At 66.1% G+C, this 726-nt stretch carries 1 protein-coding gene; it reads right to left on the bottom strand.

Annotated features, from left to right (window positions below):
* Positions 1–76 precede the first annotated feature (76 nt).
* A complete protein-coding gene (locus IMZ11_RS42965; RefSeq protein ID WP_038566906.1) occupies positions 77–568 on the bottom strand; it encodes an LppP/LprE family lipoprotein in 492 nt (163 codons plus the stop codon).
* Between the last annotated feature and the right edge of the window lie 158 nt (positions 569–726).

Below are 726 nucleotides of genomic sequence, written 5' to 3'. Positions count from 1 at the left end.
CGGGTTCGGCATCCCGGAGCAATTGCGCTACGCGGCGATGCTCGACCCCGCCGAGCTGGTCAACGGCTGAAGCGGCTCAGGGCTTCGGAATCGGGTCGATGGCAGCCAGTTTGCCGTCGTCCCCGATCCGGAACCGTACGGTGGCGATACCGGTGGGAGATTTGGGCGAATCCTGACCCTGCTGCCACTGATAGCTCACCACCACGGTGTCGTCGGCGTTGGTGACGACGTTGATGTAGGGCCGCGGCTCAGGGGTGGCGGGACCGAGCGGAGTCTGCCGGTCGAAGAACAACAGCTGCCCCACACTATTGGGCTCGGGGTTGGTCTGGCCGACCTGAACCCAGTACAGCCGGCAGTTGGCGGTGTGCCCGGAATTGACCTGGGTCCACTGCCGACCTGCTGCGGGAGCGGGCAGTTTGGCGATCTGGTCGGCGACGGTGTCGGCGCTCGGGCCGTCCGACGGTGCGCAGGTGTCCGGCTTCGGCGGTGGCGCTGAGGGCGGACTCCAACCGCAACCAACCGCGAGAAGACCGACGAAGGCGACGATGGCGATCAGCCGTGGATGCACACCCCCGAGGGTAGCGAATCCGACCGTCTGAACGAGTGGGCTGACGGCGGCGCGTCGATAGGTGACACTGTTTGCGATCACCACCCCCCGATCCCAAGGAGACACTGATGGCTTGGTTCCTCGCCATGGAAGGCCCCGCCAACAAGGCCGTGCTGTAC

It is taken from the genome of Microtetraspora sp. AC03309, assembly GCF_020826795.1.
In the GTDB taxonomy this organism is placed as follows: Bacteria; Actinomycetota; Actinomycetes; order Streptosporangiales; family Streptosporangiaceae; genus Microtetraspora; species Microtetraspora glauca.
Note: the sequence above shows the minus strand (reverse complement) of the source record. Positions and strands in the feature narration are given on the sequence as shown.